Here is an 18017-nt window from a genome sequence, read left to right on the forward strand (position 1 = left end):
AAATCACTCAAATTCATTCAATAACTATCAAAATCTTTCACATTTGTTCATATTAACGTATGTACATAGGGTTTGTAAACTGTAAATTCGACAAAAAGGGGGACAATTGTATGACATTTTCTTTTTATCATAAATGAAAAAAGTCTATTATATTCATTCAATCATTAAAACACAAAAAACCCCATGCAGACTGCATGGGGCGCAGGTTATTCATACCTTAATGCTTCAATCGGATCTAAGCGTGATGCTTTGTTGGCGGGCAGCATGCCGAAAATGACACCGATCAGCATACTGAACAGTACGCCGATACAAACCACCTGCCAGGAAACGAGCGACGGCCAGCCTGCGATAAGAGAAACGAGTGATGCTCCCCCGTAGCCGAGACCGATTCCGATTAAGCCGCCGATTAATGTAAGCACAACAGATTCAATTAAGAATTGTGTCAGAATCTGTCCTCTCGTGGCACCGAGCGATTTGCGGATGCCGATTTCTCTTGTCCGTTCCGTCACTGATACGAGCATAATATTCATGACCCCGATCCCGCCGACAATGAGAGAAATACCGGCGATCGAACCGATGATCGTCGTCATGACGGTCGTGACCTGACCGATTCCCGCCGCGATTTCTTCCATATTCATGACTTGATAGGCCTCTTTTGTACCGTGATTGTCATTTAAGAGACGGGCCGCTTCTTTTCCTGTTGTTTTGATTTGATCAGCGGACTCCGTCTGAACGGAAACGTTACTGTAGTCGTTAGTACCGAAAGACGTTTTCAGCATGTTGAACGGCACATACATTTCACTGAGTCCTAACGATAAAAAACCGCTCTCTTCTTTCAGTACGCCGATTACTTCAACGGGCTGTCCGCCGGCCCAGACGATTTTTCCGAGCGGAGACGTTTTCCCGAACAGCTTTTCAGCCATTTTTTTCGAGATGATTCCCGCTCTTTTCCCGGAAAGAAAATCATTGTCCGTAAATGTCCGTCCATCTTGAACGTCCAGCTTTTTTACGTCCATGTAGCCGCTGTTAATGCCGTTCAGCGTAATATCCGTGTCTTCTTCATGGTAACGGGCCGTCATGGATTTTACCGCGGAAGCGACAACCTGCTTTACGCCGTCCACTCCTTTTAATCCATTAATATCTTCTTCTGTAAAACTCGCTTCCTGTAAGGCGTTCGGATTGGCTGTTAATTCTTCATCACTCGGAAGGTAAAACAATTCAATCGTATTGCCCGGCCCGCTGATGGATTGCTTCAGCATTTGCTCTCCGCCCTGGCCGACAGCCACAACCACGATTACTGAACCGACGCCGATAATGATTCCGAGCATTGTCAGGATCGATCTCAGCTTGTGAGCTCTTACGGAACTGAGGGCCATCCGGAGATTTTCTAACAGGCTCATTCCCCCACTCTCCTCTGCTCAGCATCGCGGGAAACGATCATGCCGTCACGGACGAAAACCACTCTGTTTGTACAGTCCGCCACTTCAGGCTCATGAGTCACAAGCACCACGGTCACGCCCTCTGCATTAAGCTCTGTGAACTGCTCCATAATGGAAATGCTTGTTTTCGTATCCAGCGCGCCGGTCGGTTCATCAGCTAAAATGAGCTTCGGTTCGTTCACGATGGCTCTTGCAATCGCGACACGCTGCTTCTGGCCGCCTGACAGCTCATTCGGCATGTGACGCATCCGATCCGCCAAACCGACTTTTTCCAGCGCATGCTCAGCCCGTTCCTCACGCTCTTTTTTGCCGATACCGGCGTAGATCATGGGGAGTTCGACATTTTTTCTTGCATTCAATCGCGGCAGCAGCTGAAATTGCTGAAAGACAAATCCGATTGATTTGTTCCGGACCGCCGCAAGCTCTTTTTCGGTGCATGAAGAAACATCTTCGCCCGCAAGCCTGTAACTGCCGGACGTCGGTCTGTCCAGACAGCCGATGATATTCATGATCGTAGATTTCCCCGATCCCGACGGTCCCATAATTGACACATATTCTCCTTCTTCAATCGTCAGGTCGATTGAACGGAGAACATCAAACGTCTCCTTGCCGATCTGATAGCTTTTTTTCACCTTTGAAAGCTGAATCATCTATGCTTTCACATCCGTTCCGTCAGTCAAACCGTCAGCCGGATTCAGAATGACTTTATCATCCTTTGAAAGCCCCTCTTTTATCTCCGTAAGCTGATTTGCGGTATCGCCGACTTTAACTTTCACGCGTTTGGCCTTCCCGTCTTTTACCGTAAAGACCCAGTGCTCATCTCCGTCTTTTTTGACCGCGGAGGACGGCAGCGTATCGGCTTTCCGTTTGTCGGTTTCAATGTTCATAATTAATTTAAACCCCGGCTTGCCCTCCGGAAGGTTTCCGATCAGCTTAACCTGAAACGGATACTGCACAGCCTGTTCCGTGCTTTCCCCCGAAGCAGCGCTTGACTTTTGATCAGGAACGAGTCCGACAGCCGCCACTCTCCCTTTCCACGTTTTACCTGGAATGGCGTCTGAGGTAATCGTAACGCTTTGTCCCTTTTTCACTTTCAGCGTGTCGTATTCGGACAAATTGCCGGCAACGATCAGGTGTTCCGGGTCTCCTATATGTATAACCGGTTCTTGAATATCCGATTTTTTAGAAGCCGCTTCTTGATTTACCGAGATTACCGTCCCGTCCATCTCACTCTTAACATTGAGATTCGCCACTTGATTTTCAAGAGACTGCTTTTGCAAATCAGATTGCTTTAATTCGATTTCCGCCGTTTTTTGCTGAAGCTGCAGATCAGTCCGTTCGGATTCAATTTGTTTTTTGGCTTCCGCTTCTCCAACTTGTTTTGCCAGATCTTGTTCCTTGCTGTTTAATGCTCTGAGTTTTTCTTCAACTTGTTCGATTTGCATCCGTTTTGATTGTTCTGTCAACTCATTTTGTTCTTTATCAAGATTGAGCTGCTCATTTGTATACGTGACTAACGACGACCCTTTTTTTACTTTGTCGCCTTCTTTTACTTTCACTTTATCAAGAGTTCCTTTATCCGCTTCATAAAAAACATACTGTTCTTTAGAGAATTTAAGTGTTCCCGGAACCATAACCGTAGAGGAGATTTCTCTGTTTTCCATGGTTCCGGTTTCGATTTTTTTCCCGGCGCTGCCGCCCGCGGGAGCGGCAGACTTATAAATATTGATACCGATGAATACTGCAACAATTACGGCGATGCCGATTCCGATCCAAATTTTTTTCATGTTATACACCTGCTGTCACTGAACTTAACAGTCCTCCGACTGCCGAAACCAAAAGCATAATAACAAACAGGACAATCGCGGAAGTCCAGGCCGCTTTTTTCGAAATGCCGCCTGTATAGCGAAGTCCCAAAGCGAGCAGAATATAGCTCCAGATGCTGAAAATGTCGAACGCGCTTAAAAAGACCGCAACGCCGTCTCCGGCCGGTATGATACTCGCCAAAGATGTAACGGCGTGCAGGGAGCCCGCTCCGGTAAAATAAGTGACAAGACCGTTAATGACTAAGCCGATATTGGTAATAAATGCCGTGAACAGGCTGAGTGAGAGCATTTTTTTATAAGTTGTCACGCCGCCTGAAATTTTGACGCACAGCCAGTAAATGAGCGGAACGATAAACAGAGCGATAATGCCCCCGAAGATTCCTCCGAACATCGAGCCGAATTTAGCAATGGTTTTGGTCATTTCAATCTGATCATCCGACAATCCGTCAAGAGATGTGCTGTTCAGCACTTCTTCATAATTCATCCCCAGTCCGCGCAAAATACTGCCGGCCGCGATGAGAATGATGACAATCAGGAGAGGAATGCCGATGACCGGCTTTTCTTTTAATCTTTTAAACTGCACAACAGGACTTGTAATGACGCCGAAAATTGACGGCTTTTCCGTTACTGCCGTATTGCTTTTTTCCAGGTTTGGTTCCATATTGCTGATGCCTCCTATGTATTATTCTGTTTATACGTACGCTTTAGGCTGAGAGAAGTTTCAATTTTTTTGCCGTTTGCGTATTTATGCTAAATTGTAACACAAATTCTCAGCTTTACGTTCCATAATTATGTAAAAAAAAGTATTGTCAGACCGGTATGACGGGAGGCTCAAAGCCTTGTGAAGGCACTGTCTTCAGCCTATTCATCTAATCAAAACCGTCTCAATCACAAATTCCTTTAAATCCCATTTAGATATTCTCTGGAATTCAGCTCCTATATACAAAAAAGCCGGATGGCAATGATGCTCATCCGGCTCTTTTTTCACCCTCCGCTTACAGGAGGGATAAAGGCAATGGTATCACCTTCTGTTACGATGCTGTTGTCTTTTACATATGTTTCATTGATTGCGATCATGGCATTGTCAATCGTCTGAAGTCCGTACCGTTCCTTTAACAGTGTTTTTACAGCAGACGCCGCCGTCTCTTTTTCTTCAAGTTCAATGACCGGTGTTCCCGCCTGCTCCGCAAGCCCGGCAAACAATAATACTTTAATCATCGCGATTCCCCTTTATCCAAATCCGGTTTTCCGTTCGGATAGGGCGTTGTTTCCAGCTGATCGCCTATCCATTCTTCGCCGTCTTCCCAGATTTCTTTTTTCCATATCGGCACAATCTGTTTTATCCGTTCAATTGCATATTCATTCGCCTCATATGCCGCCTTTCTGTGCGGTGAAGACACGGCGATTACGACCGCTGCTTCTCCGATATCAAGGACGCCGACACGGTGAGTGATTGCAGCTTCGGCTCCTTCCCATTTCGCACTGATTTCATCGCCGATTTGAGAAAGCATTTGAACAGCCATCGGTTCATACGCTTCATATTCGAGCCGCACCGTCCGCCGCCCGGCAGTCCACTCTCTGACCGTGCCGATAAACGTTGTGATGGCGCCGGCTTCACGCTTTTCAACTTTTTTTACGATATTTTCCGCAATGATAGGTTCCCTTGTAATTTGAAAACGTTCCATTTATGCTGATTCCCCTTTCAGCTGCGAAAGCACAAACATAATGGCAGCCGGATCGTCCGCATGGAATACGGGCATGCCTGCATCTGCCGGCATATGCTCCGTATTTCTGCTGATAACCGCGATCACGCGCTCCAAATGCTTCAGCTTTTGCCAATCTTCGCTGTCTTTGATCATAATGATTTTCGGATGCGGCGCATGTTTAAATCCCTCTATAAGAAGACCGTCAATTCCCAGACATTCATACAGACTGATCAAACCCGCCAGATCCCATTTTTTTCGCGCCGTAAGCTGCAGGACGCCGTCCCCTTCTACTGCCGTAACCGCGGCTCCGGCTTTTGAAAAACGCTCCGAGTCTTTTCCGTCAGAAAAAGGTTCCGGTTCTCCGCCATGTCCGTGATGTTTTAAACATCCAATATCGCACTCTTTCGGCGCCGCTTTCAGCACACGTTCAATAAACGTTGTTTTACCGCTGTTTTGAAAACCTACGATCTGGACGATCGGGAAAGAATTGACCACGGCCATTCACTTCCATTCTCATCACGGATGAGGAGCACGTGAACCGTCCGTCCCGCTTCATACCCCCTCGTTCCTCCCGGCAGAAGGATAAACGCGTTTGCTTCGGCTAGAGATGTGACTGAGCTTGATTTGTCGAGACCGACCGGTGACGCCATCATCTTTCCGTCCTTATGATAAACAAATGCTCTCACAAATCTCGTAAACGGATTCGGTTTCGGAAAGTCGTTTGTTAACACGGCTTCCGCCCATCCGGAATGAGGTTTTTCATTCAGAAGCCACGTCTGAATCATCGGTTTGACAAACAGGGTGAATCCGACATAACATGCGGACGGATTGCCTGAAAGGCCGAACAGCAGCATGTCATCGGCCCGGGCGACAGTTGTCACGCTCCCCGGGCGCATTGCCACTTTGTTAAAAAGAACTTCCGCTCCGAGCTTATTATAAATGTCTGGAAGAAAATCAAAATCGCCGACTGACACGCCGCCGGTCGTGATCAGAAAATCAACTTTTTTCATAGCTTCCTTCACCGCAGCATAGCTGTCATCAAAATCATCGGAAATTTTCCCTAAGTTCAGCGGTACCGCGCCCGCTTCAATGACCTGGGCATACACCATGGCAGCGTTGCTGTTGCGGATTTTCCCCGGCTCAAGCGGATCGCTGACATGAAGAAGCTCGGTTCCCGTTGCGATAATGCCGACAACCGGCTTTCTGACCACGGGAACGGAAGCATAGCCGAAGGTTGCTAAAAGAGCGGTTACGCCCGGCGTGATTTTCGTCCCTTTTTTTAATAGCGAGCTGCCCTTTTTCGCATCTTCTCCTTGATATGAAATATTATCACCCGCATGAAAAGGGCGTTTCACTGACATGTAATTCGTCCCGTTTTCAGAAAACGTTTTTGTCAGTTCAAGCATCACTACGGCATCCGCGCCTTTTGGAATCTGCGCCCCCGTCATAATGCGGACCGCTTCATAAGGCCCGAGTTCTTTTTCTGACACGGCGCCGGCTCCGATATGGTCAATGACTTCAAAGGTGACGGCATTGTCACGGGAAGCCGTTTTTGAATCGCTCGCCCTGATGGCAAACCCGTCATACGGGGAACGGTTAAAGGCCGGCACATCATGATCCGCCTTAACATCCTCCGCCAAATAGCGGTGGAGACTGTCCTCAAGCGCCACCCATTCGGTATCCCCCTGTTTTTTATACCGGCTCACCCGGCGGACTGCTTCGTCCACCTGAATCGGCGTTCTTTTTTCAAGCATAGCAATATCTCCCCTTCCTACAGTCCGATCACTCTGGCCAGAACTGAATTTGCTTCTTTTATATCGTTTGTACCGTGAATCAAAGCCCGTCCGTCCTGAAAAATAACGATTCTGAAGCGCTCATACGCCATGTGCAGCAGAAATTCATTTGCTTCCACTTTACCGATCTGCTTCAGGCGTTTGACAAGCTCTTCTTTATCCAGCCTCTTTAAGGCTTCCGATCTGATTTGAACGGTGTCTCTTCCGCACAGCACGCTTGCTTTCGGCCTGTTTTCAGGCTGCAGATACGGATATACGGGCTCCGCGCCGCAGGAAGGGCAATGATCCCGTTTGATCTGATCCACATTTATGCTCATATTGGTGTTATTCCACACGTCAAACGTGAAAAAGCGCCGATTTACCGCTGCATGATTTCCTGTCAGCAATTTCAGCGCCTCAGCCTGCTGATAAGCGGAGACGATATGAACCGCCGGAGGTATGATACCTGCTGTATCACATGTCGCTCCGCCCACGGGCATTTGCTCAAACAGGCAGGATAAACACGGCGTAACCCCCGGAATAATCGTCATGCACATTCCCTGACTGCTGACACAGGCACCGTAAATCCAAGGTGTTTTCGTTTTCAGCGCCAGATCATTGATGACCATTCTCGTTTCAAAATTATCTGTCGCATCCACGATGCAATCCGCTTGTTCGATCAGCGGTTCGAGCGTTTCCGCCGTACCTTCCGCCGCGTAAGCATCGATATGTATATCACTGTTTACCGCCAAAAGACGCGCCTTGGCCGCCATTGCTTTCGGCAGGCGCTGTCTCGCGTCTTCTTCTGTATACAGCTGCTGTCTTTGTAAATTGCTCCATTCCACATAATCCCGGTCAATAATCGCCATACGGCCCGCTCCGGCTCTTGCCAAGCCCTCTGCCGCGGCTGTTCCGAGGGCTCCGGCTCCGACAATCAGGACACTGCTGTCAGCCAGCGCCTGCTGCCCTTTTTCCCCTATCGGCTTAAATCTTGTCTGCCGCGAATAGCGCTCTTCCATCTGTGTTGTCCCCTTGCATTTTTATTTCCATCATACCATGTTTCTTCCCGATCAGTCCTGATTTGAAGACTCGACATGCGCCAAAAGTCTGGTGTAATCGTCCCGTGTGTTGATATTAGCGAACTCCTCCGGCCCGGCGCCGATGTCTTCAGCCTGCACATAACAGACAGACAGCCGTTTCAGCGTGTCTGTCATTTTCAGTTTGTTTTGTGTCAGCTGATCAAAAAGCACATCCTGCACCCGTTTATGGTAAACCGCCAAGAGGGGATGCTCTCTGTTTTCACAAACCGGTATGACAGCGTCCAGATTTCCGGTCAGCTTCATTTCAAGCGCAGCCATCGTCTTTCTTGTCACGAGCGGCGTGTCACAGGATATGACCGTGTATGTTTCGCCTTCCGTTTGTTTCATTGCCGTATATATGCCGGCCAGCGGGCCCATTCCCCGAAACCGCGGCTCATCGGCAAAAACATGCCGCTCCCTGTTTGATAAGAACTTTTTTATATGCTCAGGGCGGCTGATAATTACCGTTTCTCCGCCGCCGAAGGCTTTTTTCGCCTGTTCATAAAACATGCCGCCCTTCCACTTTGCAAAAGCTTTCGGTTCTCCGAATCTTCGGGAAGCTCCCCCCGCTAATATTACATTCACCCGTTTCATGTCATCTCTCTCCCATTCTATATAAAAGCATAGCAAACGCCTCAGCCGAAATACAATATTACGGTGCTTGTCTGTTTAAATAAGAGGAATAGCCGTTGTTCCTTTCCCATATTGTAGTGTTAACATCATGAGGGAGATGGTTCTTATGAAAATATCCGGTCCGTTTTTCCACGACACTTCTCAAGAGAACCTTTACTTGAAATCCGAACTTTCCAGATGCAGAAAATTAATTTCAGAATTTGAAGCAAGCTACTTCCATCAGAAAAATAATAAGCTTCAAGAGGAAAACGCCAATATTAAAGAGCGGCTTCACAAGCTTTCTGACGAATTGGAAGCCATGGCTCAAAAACACAAACAGACAAGTGACACGGAACGTTCTTTGCAGGAAATCAGAGCCGGGCTGCTCGATAAAATCGTCATTCTGCAAGAACTGCTTCAGCAGGAAACGTTTCGGCGGAAGAATGAGATGGAAGAAAAGCACCGTCTGCATCTTACAAATGTAAAATTTGAAGAAGAAAATAAAAACTTACATACCCGCATCCGCTCACTTGAGACCGCCATTCAAACTGAACGGACTTCTCACGAAGATATGAAACAGCGTTATCATGCCGCTGCAGACGAAAATACCCGGCTCCAAACACAAATGATAGAAAAAGAATACCAGCTCAAACATATTAAAATAGAAATTAATCATATGAGAGATCGAATACTAGAAACAAAAGAACGGCTTGTAGAAATAGAAAAAACGAAAGAAAAGTTATTTCAAGAAACCATTCTTTCGTATAAACGGCAGCTGGACGAAAGTGATGCTTGGATTGCCGGCCATTTTGCTGATATTGACAGCCGCACGGCGGAACCGGCGGAACAAGCTCTGGAAATCCCTTCTGTTTCCAAAGAGACTGTTCAGGCAGAAGACTTGCTTAAAGCCGTTACCGAACAAGTCATCTCCCTGCAAAAACAATTTGTACAATCAGAGTCCCGCGATCAGTCGTTTGATGAAAAACTGGATGCGTTGAAAGAACGTGCTGACGGCGAAAAGCCTTTCCAAAAATATGTCGTCAAGCTTGAAAAAAAGCCGGGAAAAGATGCGTCACTTCCGCAGAATAAGCGGGAAAACGCAAAAAAACTGCTTGAGTAACGCAAGCAGTTTTTACTGTTTTATTCAGCAGCCGTATCATTTGCCGTTTCTGCTGTTTCCTGAGAAATTTCTCCCTCAAGAATATATTGGCCGCGGTATGGTTTTTTCACTTCCGGATACATTTTAATTAAGCTTTGCATAAATGTTGTCATATTAGGAATTTCAAGGCCGCTTTCCTTTTCAATTTCCTTTTGCAGTTCGGAACTTTTGATCGCTGCATTGTGGCGTTTCAACGTTTTAATCGCTGCTTCGCGCAGTTTTGCCGCTTTTGATCCCGGTCTCGCCGTCCCTCTTCTTCTTCTTGTAGAACCGTCCGGAATGCCGGCGGGAAGAGACGTAATAGACTGCATCTGCGGCTGGGAGGATTGAGTCTGTGTCTGCGGCTTTTGATAGCTTCTCATTTCCTGTGCCGCAAGCTCTGCAAGCACCGGGAGAGAGTCACTTTTTTTCTCCGGACGAAACTCTTTTTTTGTATCGGACAGGCTGCCTGTATTGTCTAATTCTCTCAGTTTTGCATATATTTTATCACGTTCTATTTGATATTCACGAATGACTTTTACCTCTGCTTCGTTCAATTGTTCTAAACGTAAGCGCAGCGCTTCTCTTTCATTAAACATGTGTAAAACCCCCTGTCAAAAATTTAAACGCTTTTATTAAGATATTAGATTACAAAAGTAATTTTATCAACTATTATTTTATCATTTTACTATTTTATTTACTCTATGAAAAATTGCTTATTTTCTGAAAATGGTACTTTATATACAAAAATCCTTATCATATAGGGGATTCTGGACAAAGTTCCAATTTATTCAACCATTTCAAAATATAACTTGAAATTACTTCTTTAATGAAAATTAGCGTGATATCTACAATTTTCGACTATAATATGTAAAAGATAATGATATGGATAAAACAAGCGGTACAGCGTGTTTACGGCTGTTTCTCTTATTTTTTAAGCCACACATGTCATATTGGAATTTTTTATCCAATAGGCACAAAAAAACCCTGTTACCTAAACGGCAAAGGTCTTGCGGAACCGAGACAATAGTCCGGCGGAGATTGTCCCGATTACTCAGAAGCCTGCTCCGTTTCTGAAAGTACTCGGCTGACGCGTTTTTCAAGCATTTTCATCCCGCTTCCTCCCGCTTGAAAATGGCGGAGCTGCCCGCTTTTATCAAAAACGTAATAAGCCGGCACATATTCATTTTCAAATGCTTCAGTCAGCGTATGATCGCTGTCGACGTAAATCGGCTGAGAGATATCATGTTCAGCCGCTGTTTTCTTGATTTTCTCAAGATCAAGATCATCTTCGGAACGGGGCATGTGAACGGCCACCACATTCAGCTGATCTTTATATTTATCACGAAACCCGTTCACCTCAGGCATCGCTTCTTTACACATGCGGCAGCTGGCGGACCAGAAGTGAATCAGTGCCGGCTTTCCGCCGACCAGCTGTTCCTTCGAGACTTCTCTGTTAATCCATGCTTTAGCGCCTGTCAATTCAGGCATTTGCTGACGTAATTTCATCTTATTTCCCTCCTTACGAAAAAGGTTTTTTGCCGGGGCTTTCAGTCCGCCGGGCAACGTTCTCCTGTTTTCCCTCCAAAGGATATGATTTGGCTGAATCACCATGTTAAAATGAGTGTGGCGATTCCTTAGTTCATATCTTCACAAAAATGATGATATTGAAACCGGGCAATATGAACAAATCATAAATGAAATAACTGATTTCTATTAAAAGGTTTATTTTATTTTAAAAACGGGTATATCACTTTTAGCTTTTTCCGCAATAGACTTGAAAGGAAGACATCACTATGATTGATTTAAAACACTTTGATTGGGCCGGGCTTCTCACATCTGCCGGGATTTTCATCATAAAGCTGGCTCTCATTATTTTAGCGTACTTTATTTTCCGGACGGCAGGAAAAAAGCTGATCAAGCATCTGTTTCAGAAATTCGAGCAACAAAACAACCTCTCTACAGGCCGCGCTTATACTTTGCGAAGCCTCGCGCTTAATGTATATGGATACATCCTGATTTTCGTTTTTATCGTAATGATTTTGGATTTATTTCACTACAATCCGAGCGCTCTCATTGCCGGCGCCGGCGTGGTCGGTCTCGCAGTCGGCTTCGGGGCTCAGGGGCTTGTCAGTGACATCGTCACCGGATTTTTTATCCTTTTGGAAAAACAGATCGACGTCGGTGATTATATTACGGTTGCCGGCTACAGCGGCATTGTCGAGCAGGTCGGTCTCCGTACGACGCAAATCCGGAGCTTTGACGGCACGCTTCACTATCTTCCCAACCGGGGCATTACGAATGTGAGCAACCATTCCCGCGGAACGATGCAGGCGCTTGTCGATATTAAAGTGCCGCTTGAAGAAAATCTTGATGAAACCATTCAAATCCTGCAAACCGCGTGTGACAAAGCAGCCGCTGAGCTCCCGCAGATTAAGGAAGGGCCGGACGTCATCGGGGTTCAGGATTTAAGCTCGTCAGAAATGGTGCTCAGAATCATTGCCAAAACAGAAAATATGGAGCAATGGCGGGTTGAACGCGTACTGCGGAGAGAAATGAAAATCGCGCTCGACCGTTTTAAAAACGCCGCTTCCGCCGAATAGAAAAACCGAAGCGTAAGCTTCGGTTTTTTCTTTTTAATGAAATTTTTTTTCCACTTCGCTGCAGATTTCGTCGGCGGTCATTCCGGAAGCCGTAATGACGGGAGCCTGAGTTGACGTATCTGCAATTCCTTGGACATTGCTGTCAAGTCCGGTTACAACACAGCAGTCACAATTCTTCGCATCCTCAGGAGTCTTCATCATCACTACGTCATATCCTTTTTGTTTTAACGCCTGTTCTACATCCGATAAAGATTGTTCAATTCCAATTTTTTTCGTCATATTGAACACCTCCGTTATGTAGAATGCTCAATTTTTGTTAGATTATTCTTCTTTTCGGATTTAATTGGCATACTTCGAAAAATATCCGACCATGACATTTACCGCGGTTTCCATCGCATCTTCATCCGGGTTCAGCTTTGCGTGATGAAGCCCGTGGGATGAATCGGTCCCCAGCCAGAACATAAAGCCGGGATATTTTTTCAGCATATATCCGAAATCTTCTCCGGTCATCGCTTCTTTCGCCGTTCTCACGTCAGCAAGCTGATGATCGCTGACAAATTGCATAAATTCTTCGGTCAGGCCGCTTGTATTATAAACTTGATGATAAACGGACGGATACGTGACTTTTCCTTTGCATCGGAAGCCGATTTCAATTCCTTTGACAAGCTCTTCAATCCGCTTTTTCACCATACGCATTGATTCCTCGGAAAGCGTCCGGATGGTTCCCTCCAGATGAGCATCCTCTGCGATGATATTTTGCGCCGTGCCCCCGGTAATCGTTCCGACAGTGATCACAGCGCTGTCAAGCGGATCCGTATTTCTGGATATGACCGTCTGCAGCTGCGTGACAAGCGTGCTCGCGGCGACGACCATGTCGTCTGCTGTATGCGGATATGCCGCATGCCCGCCTTTCCCCTCGAGATCGATGACGAGTTCGCTCGTATTGGCAAACAGCAATCCGCTTTTGGTGGAGATTGTGCCTACAGGAAGCTCAGGTGCTATATGGAGAGCGGTAATCAAATCCGGTGTCCATTTTTTCAGCACATCGCTTTCAAGCATCGGTTCCGCTCCGCCCGGTCCTTCTTCAGCCGGCTGGAATAAAAAGAGCAGATCATGTTTGACGGGATGATGGACAAAATGATCAATAATGCCTAGCGCGATGGTCATGTGCATATCGTGGCCGCATGCGTGCATAAAACCGGGGTGTTCAGATGCAAACGGAAGCCCCGTCTGCTCTTCAATCGACAGAGCGTCTATATCCGCTCTGTAGGCGAGCATTTTTTCCGGAGCCGTGCCGTTGACTTTAACAAAGATCCCGGTTCTCCAAGTTTCGATTTCAATTCTTTCCTCCGGATATTGGTTCAATAGATTCAGCAGGTACTGCTGGGTTTTATATTCCTGAAAGCCGATCTCCGGAATGCGGTGCAGATCTCTTCGGATGGCAATGAGCCGCTCTTTTTCCATATGTATTCCTCCTTGAGATAAGAATAAGGCGTGGATTTTATCATCCACGCCCATTCTATCAAACCATTCCTTACAGCTGGCGTAATTCCTGTTTGATTTCTGTTTTGCCTTTTGTTTTTTCATCGATATCTTTGATTTTTTTCGCAGGTGTTCCCGCTACAACGGTATATGGTTCGACATCGTTCACAACGATGGCTCCCGCAGCGACAACCGCGCCTTTACCGATTGTTACGCCTTCAAGCACAACCGCATTTGCGCCGATCACAACGTCGTCTTCCACGACAACAGGCTTAGCGCTAGGCGGCTCAATAACGCCCGCTAATACAGAACCCGCTCCGATGTGGCAGTTTTTGCCGACAGTCGCGCGCCCACCGAGAACAACGTTCATATCAATCATCGTACCTTCGCCGATGACTGAACCGATATTAATAGACGCACCCATCATGATAACGGCATTGTCGCCGATTTCGACTTGGTCGCGGATAATAGCGCCGGGCTCGATTCTCGCTTTAACATCTTTTAAATCAAGCATCGGGATCGCAGAGTTGCGGCGGTCATTCTCAATGACGTAATCCTCAATTTTGTCTTTGTTTTCTTCGATTGCGCTTTTAATTTCAGCCCACTCGCCAAAAACGACGCCGGATTGGCCGTTCAGGAATGTTTTAGCGGAATCGCCAAAGCTGATTCCTTCGAGATCGCCTTTTACATACACTTTTACAGGCGTTGATTTTGTACTATTTTGAATAAATGAAATAATTTCATTTGCATCCATCATTTTCATATGTATTGTCCTCCTCTGATTTTCTACCTCATTACTGTAACAAAGGAAGGATACAAAGACAAGAAAAAAAGGAACAAGCCTTTATTCTGCCGGCTGGCTGCACAGCGCGGCAAACTGTCTTCCGAATTCCCGGAGCTCTTCTTCCTCACTGCCCTCAGGGTTGTTTTCAATTTTGACCGACGGCAGCACCACCCGCCCGCCGCGGGCCGTGATTACTTTTTCCAATTCGTCAACTGCTCCGCAAAAAAACTCATAGGACGTATCTCCGGAACCGAACAAAGCAAATGTTTTTCCCGTAAACTCCAGGTTTTCCATATCTTCAGCAATATCGAGCATTTCATCAGGAAGATCCCCGTCTCCCCACGTATATGTGCCTAATAAAATATACTCGTAATCATTAAAAAGTTCGGCATGAATATCCATCGCTTCATATCTGTCTACGGATGCTTGTGCTTGGATCAGCCCTTTTTCAATTAAATCCGCCATCGCCTCGGTGTTTCCTGACATTGTAGCGTAAACAAGCAGTACATTCCCCATCTTCGTCTCTCCTTTATGCATAAAAACTAATGTGCGAGCCGAACCGCCTCATACGGTCTGACAAACTTACTTTCGTAAAGGCCCGCGCAAAAAAAGTTTTCTTCCCGGTTTGCCACCCGCCATCCGTGACCGCGGATCGTATCAAACCACTTTAATTCACCGGCGGCGAGATCAGCTTGATAAATACGCGAAAATCCGTTTTCGTCCTGTGACGATGTGACATAAATAATCCCGTTATCCTCAGAAACGTCGAGAAATGATTTTTCCCGTACGGCGGGCCCGGCTGTAATGGCAAACTCCTCTTGCGTCCGCACGTTTCGGACGGCAACCTCCCCCCGTTCTCCCTTTGCCGCGCCCTTTGCTGCAATGAGCCAGTCATTCTGATACATCATCATTGAAGCCGTCATGCGCTGCCTTTCGCGGCTTATACGCCGGATGCGGTCTTCCGTCAGATCATACGCCCAAATGCCGCCATGATTCATATGAATCCGGGTGCCGATATAAATCGTCTGACCGTGTAAACAAAGCGAACGGATGACAGGCGGCTCCTTTAATTGTGAAAAGGGCTTAGCCACATGCCAAGTGACGCCGAAATCATCAGATAAGTAGAGGCAATATGTGCCGTGCGCACAGACAAACCCGTCATTCCGCCCGGCAACGGCCCATACGGAGGCGCTGGTCGGAAATCGGGAGACCGTCCAAGTCTTTCCCTGATCGGCTGATCTGAGAACGGCGCCTTTTTCTCCAGCCGCGAATATGTAGGGCCCTATATAAGTCAGCACATGAATTCTGCTTTTCACTCGGAATAGTCTTTTCCAGCCTTCTTCCGCGGAAAAATGAAAAATACCTTCGTCTTTCACTGCGACAAAATATCCTAAAGTCACTGATGCCATGACAGCCGTCGCGCCTTTATGAAACATGGCACCGGTCTCCGTGGTGAGCGGCCCATGCAAGAAAACCGCGGACAAATTCTTTGCAGCATTCCTGATCCTCAGCCGTCTCGGGCGCCAATTCGATTTTCAGCGTTTCCGGATATAAATTGGCTCCGGCCTGTTCAAACGCATCGCAAAACAGCGTGACCGCTTCGCAAAACTTCGGGTAGGCGTGATCGCCTGAACCGAAACAGGCCGTTTTCAGTCCGTTGAGCTGGCTGTGCAGAATATCTTCGTAAAAATCTTCCGCTTCGTAAGGAAGATCACCATCCCCCCATGTGTACGTGCCGACAAAAACATAATCATATGCTTCGAGAGAATCCGCATCTGCCTCATCCATGTCGAGACAGTCAACTGCTATCTGATGCCCGCTCAGTGTTTCTTTTATAATGCCGGCAATATCCTCTGTATTCCCCGACATGCTTGCGTATATCATTAATGCTTTCTGCATATGATCACCTCGTAATTGATAATGATTTTCATTAACATATATAACACTTTAAATGATAATGATTTTCATTGTCAATAAAAAATAAAAAAAAGACAGCATGATTGCTGTCTTTCTAAAATGGGCGTTCCTGCTTCAGCATATCTTTAATGACAGAAACAAAAGCCTGCACCTGTTTTAATTCAAATGCCGGCTCATAACCGAGCAGCCATGTGTCACGGCCGATCGGATGATCTTTTGTATCAAGCAGGGGCATTTTATTTACTTTGTCTTCCTCTTCTAAAGTGACTGACGGCAGAATGGCATAACCGATTCCGTGCAGCGCCATCTGCTTGCACGTTTCAATCTGATCGACGAGGATGGTCTGTTTCGGCGAGGTTTTGAATTTTTGATGCCACCAATGCTGAATTTCCTGAAAATATGTACTGTCACTTTTGAATTGGATAAACGGCCGATCGGTATGGGCAATATCATCAATACAGGAAATTTCCGTATCAACCAAATATAAATGATCGGTCATTAAATAATCTTTCCGGCCTTTCCATTCCGGATTTCCCCGGATAATGCCGATATGTACCTGATCTTCATACAGACTTTTCAGCATTTCGCTGCTCCACCCTGTAATGAGAGAGACCTTTGCATTCGGATATCGTTCCACATATGTTTTTAACACTCTCGGAAGCCAGTGCTGCCCGATAATGGAGGCGACGGCAAGCTTTAATGTGCCGTGAATCTCACCCTCAAGTTCATCAATGTTTTCTCTGATTCTTTCTTGCCGATCCGTGACGTCATTTGCAAATTGTATGATTTTTTCTCCTGCCGGCGTTACCGTAAGTCCTTTTTGAGATCTTAGAAAGATCTTTGTTCCCCAGGCTTTTTCAATGGTCTGCAATCGCTGGGACAGAGCCGGCTGTGACACGAATAACCGTTCGGCAGCCTTCCTCATGTTTAATTCCTCAGCTAAAACTACGAGCATATGAAGCTCTTGAAGCTGCATGTCGTCCTCCTTTTCAATGCCTTTCGTATTTCTTATCTACCATTCTAATAAAATAAAGGCTGCCGAGGCAAGCGCCACTCATATGTATGCGTTTTCTTTTTCCGGCATGCAAAAGAACAAATAGGCTGATCGTGCGAGCCTACTTATTCAATGATCTGATATGGCTGCTCAACTGTTTTAACACGACTCTTCTCGTGAAAATGCCTTCAAAGACGCCTTCATCATTTTCAACGCAGACAAAGCCGTTGTTAATGACCATGCTGAACCCTTTGATAATCGGATCATTGATGTGGAGACGGGGAATGTCTTTCAGCATGACTTCCTCAACCGTAATTTGATCCAGTTTCTCAAACTCGATCCGTTCAAGTCCGAAAATGCTGTTCATAATCATATTTGTCCCGATCAAACCGTGCAGACGGTACGAAGCGTCGAGGACGGGAATGGCGGTATAGCCGGTTTTGGTCAGCACTAAAAGAGCATGCTCAAGGTTGTTACCGACTTGAACGTGCGCCACTTTATCCGCCTCGATCATAAATTGTCCGACTGTTGCATCAAGAAGCTGATCTGATTGTAAGCTAATCATGTCACTTCGACCCCTTTACATTTTTCATCAAAGCATGTATTCCCTATATTGCAATAATATAAACATTATCATTTTTTGTCGAAAAGTTTCCGTCAATAAA

Annotated in this window: 22 protein-coding genes; 2 read left to right on the forward strand and 20 right to left on the reverse strand. The window is 46.3% G+C overall.

Annotated features, from left to right (window positions below):
- Positions 1-206: 206 nt before the first annotated feature.
- The 10 genes from CXL14_RS16070 to CXL14_RS16115 form a co-directional block, all read right to left on the reverse strand.
- Complete coding sequence (locus tag CXL14_RS16070; RefSeq protein WP_014417626.1) at positions 207-1400, reverse strand: ABC transporter permease; 1194 nt, start codon at positions 1398-1400, stop codon at positions 207-209.
- Positions 1397-2089: an ABC transporter ATP-binding protein gene (locus CXL14_RS16075; RefSeq protein WP_014417625.1), complete on the reverse strand. Its 693-nt coding sequence runs from the start codon at positions 2087-2089 to the stop codon at positions 1397-1399. The genes CXL14_RS16070 and CXL14_RS16075 overlap by 4 nt, the downstream gene beginning before the upstream one ends.
- Positions 2090-3226, reverse strand: a complete 1137-nt coding sequence (locus tag CXL14_RS16080) for an efflux RND transporter periplasmic adaptor subunit (RefSeq protein ID WP_012117453.1) — start codon at positions 3224-3226, stop codon at positions 2090-2092.
- A 1-nt stretch (position 3227) separates the two neighbouring features.
- On the reverse strand, positions 3228-3926 hold the full coding sequence (locus tag CXL14_RS16085) for a YknW family membrane protein (RefSeq protein ID WP_014417624.1): 699 nt from the start codon (positions 3924-3926) through the stop codon (positions 3228-3230).
- A gap of 323 nt (positions 3927-4249) precedes the next feature.
- Positions 4250-4483, reverse strand: coding sequence for a molybdopterin converting factor subunit 1 (gene moaD, locus CXL14_RS16090; protein WP_014417623.1), 234 nt, complete (start codon positions 4481-4483; stop codon positions 4250-4252).
- Positions 4480-4950: a molybdenum cofactor biosynthesis protein MoaE gene (locus CXL14_RS16095; protein WP_007611116.1), complete on the reverse strand. Its 471-nt coding sequence runs from the start codon at positions 4948-4950 to the stop codon at positions 4480-4482. Before CXL14_RS16095 ends, moaD begins: the two co-directional genes overlap by 4 nt.
- Positions 4951-5472: a molybdopterin-guanine dinucleotide biosynthesis protein B gene (gene mobB, locus CXL14_RS16100; protein ID WP_032863763.1), complete on the reverse strand. Its 522-nt coding sequence runs from the start codon at positions 5470-5472 to the stop codon at positions 4951-4953.
- Positions 5433-6725: a molybdopterin molybdotransferase MoeA gene (locus tag CXL14_RS16105; RefSeq protein WP_014417621.1), complete on the reverse strand. Its 1293-nt coding sequence runs from the start codon at positions 6723-6725 to the stop codon at positions 5433-5435. Before CXL14_RS16105 ends, mobB begins: the two co-directional genes overlap by 40 nt.
- A 17-nt stretch (positions 6726-6742) precedes the next feature.
- Positions 6743-7762 (reverse strand): molybdopterin-synthase adenylyltransferase MoeB, encoded by a 1020-nt coding sequence (locus CXL14_RS16110; RefSeq protein ID WP_007611113.1) that lies wholly within the window; start codon positions 7760-7762, stop codon positions 6743-6745.
- A 51-nt stretch (positions 7763-7813) separates the two neighbouring features.
- Complete coding sequence (locus CXL14_RS16115; protein ID WP_014417620.1) at positions 7814-8416, reverse strand: molybdenum cofactor guanylyltransferase; 603 nt, start codon at positions 8414-8416, stop codon at positions 7814-7816.
- A 145-nt stretch (positions 8417-8561) separates the two neighbouring features.
- Here CXL14_RS16115 and CXL14_RS16120 point away from each other — a divergent pair, with 145 nt between their 5' ends.
- Entirely contained in the window at positions 8562-9554 is a 993-nt protein-coding gene (locus CXL14_RS16120) for a coiled-coil domain-containing protein (RefSeq protein WP_014417619.1), read from the forward strand.
- Between the two features lie 20 nt (positions 9555-9574).
- Here CXL14_RS16120 and rok read toward each other — a convergent pair whose 3' ends face one another.
- Complete coding sequence (rok, locus tag CXL14_RS16125; protein ID WP_014417618.1) at positions 9575-10171, reverse strand: transcriptional regulator Rok; 597 nt, start codon at positions 10169-10171, stop codon at positions 9575-9577.
- 451 nt (positions 10172-10622) lie between these two features.
- On the reverse strand, positions 10623-11081 hold the full coding sequence (locus CXL14_RS16130; protein WP_014417617.1) for a TlpA disulfide reductase family protein: 459 nt from the start codon (positions 11079-11081) through the stop codon (positions 10623-10625).
- Between the two features lie 287 nt (positions 11082-11368).
- Between CXL14_RS16130 and CXL14_RS16135 the strand changes: the two genes are divergently transcribed.
- On the forward strand, positions 11369-12175 hold the full coding sequence (locus tag CXL14_RS16135; RefSeq protein ID WP_014417616.1) for a mechanosensitive ion channel family protein: 807 nt from the start codon (positions 11369-11371) through the stop codon (positions 12173-12175).
- 33 nt (positions 12176-12208) lie between these two features.
- On the opposite strand, the gene CXL14_RS16140 is transcribed toward CXL14_RS16135, so the two are convergent.
- The 8 genes from CXL14_RS16140 to cbpB form a co-directional block, all read right to left on the reverse strand.
- Positions 12209-12454 carry a YkuS family protein gene (locus tag CXL14_RS16140; protein ID WP_003154596.1) on the reverse strand — a complete coding sequence of 82 codons (246 nt, stop codon included), beginning with the start codon at positions 12452-12454 and terminating at the stop codon, positions 12209-12211.
- 60 nt (positions 12455-12514) lie between these two features.
- Positions 12515-13639 carry an N-acetyldiaminopimelate deacetylase gene (locus CXL14_RS16145; RefSeq protein WP_014417615.1) on the reverse strand — a complete coding sequence of 375 codons (1125 nt, stop codon included), beginning with the start codon at positions 13637-13639 and terminating at the stop codon, positions 12515-12517.
- A gap of 70 nt (positions 13640-13709) precedes the next feature.
- A complete protein-coding gene (gene dapD, locus CXL14_RS16150) occupies positions 13710-14420 on the reverse strand; it encodes a 2,3,4,5-tetrahydropyridine-2,6-dicarboxylate N-acetyltransferase (protein ID WP_007409623.1) in 711 nt (236 codons plus the stop codon).
- An 81-nt stretch (positions 14421-14501) separates the two neighbouring features.
- The gene (locus CXL14_RS16155) at positions 14502-14957 is read right to left on the reverse strand and encodes a flavodoxin (protein WP_014417614.1); all 456 of its coding nucleotides are present in this window, start codon (positions 14955-14957) and stop codon (positions 14502-14504) included.
- Between the two features lie 26 nt (positions 14958-14983).
- On the reverse strand, positions 14984-15877 hold the full coding sequence (locus CXL14_RS16160) for a WD40/YVTN/BNR-like repeat-containing protein (RefSeq protein WP_032863766.1): 894 nt from the start codon (positions 15875-15877) through the stop codon (positions 14984-14986).
- Positions 15867-16340: a flavodoxin gene (locus tag CXL14_RS16165; protein ID WP_012117440.1), complete on the reverse strand. Its 474-nt coding sequence runs from the start codon at positions 16338-16340 to the stop codon at positions 15867-15869. Before CXL14_RS16165 ends, CXL14_RS16160 begins: the two co-directional genes overlap by 11 nt.
- Before the next feature lie 112 nt (positions 16341-16452).
- Positions 16453-17334 carry a transcriptional regulator CcpC gene (ccpC, locus tag CXL14_RS16170; RefSeq protein ID WP_014417612.1) on the reverse strand — a complete coding sequence of 294 codons (882 nt, stop codon included), beginning with the start codon at positions 17332-17334 and terminating at the stop codon, positions 16453-16455.
- A 139-nt stretch (positions 17335-17473) separates the two neighbouring features.
- A complete protein-coding gene (gene cbpB / locus CXL14_RS16175) occupies positions 17474-17917 on the reverse strand; it encodes a cyclic-di-AMP-binding protein CbpB (RefSeq protein WP_003154608.1) in 444 nt (147 codons plus the stop codon).
- Between the last annotated feature and the right edge of the window lie 100 nt (positions 17918-18017).

Source organism: Bacillus sp. SJ-10 (genome assembly GCF_002843505.1).
GTDB classification, from domain to species: Bacteria; Bacillota; Bacilli; order Bacillales; family Bacillaceae; genus Bacillus; species Bacillus velezensis.